Origin of the sequence: Lactobacillus equicursoris DSM 19284 = JCM 14600 = CIP 110162, from assembly GCF_001434815.1 — a bacterium.
GTDB lineage: Bacteria > Bacillota > Bacilli > Lactobacillales > Lactobacillaceae > Lactobacillus > Lactobacillus equicursoris.
On the sequence record NZ_AZDU01000151.1, the window covers coordinates 1 to 303 of the forward strand.

Sequence of the window (303 nt, forward strand, 5' to 3'; positions counted from 1 at the left end):
TACTTGGAAACCCAGTCTCTTAGTTGCTTTTTAGAACGTAATCCAAATTTAAGTGCAACTTCGTTTAAGGAGTATCGTCCAGATAGGTAGGTTACTACTGCTTCTAATTTTAGAGCTTTTGGATAATGGTTATTATGACGTGCTTCTCGTAAACCATCAATACCGTCTCGTTCATATCGATTTAACCAGTGGTTAAACGTATTTCGATCAATGTCATACCCTCTAGAAAAGGTCGCTTTTGATATTCCGGATCGTTTAAATTCTTCGATCAGTGTTAATTTTTTGAATGCTGCGTATTTAGAT

1 protein-coding gene is annotated in these 303 nt (G+C 36.0%); it reads right to left on the reverse strand.

Annotated features, from left to right (window positions below; all coding sequences use genetic code 11):
• On the reverse strand, positions 1-303 hold a 303-nt coding region (locus tag FC20_RS10465), incomplete at both ends, for a helix-turn-helix domain-containing protein (protein WP_156402985.1).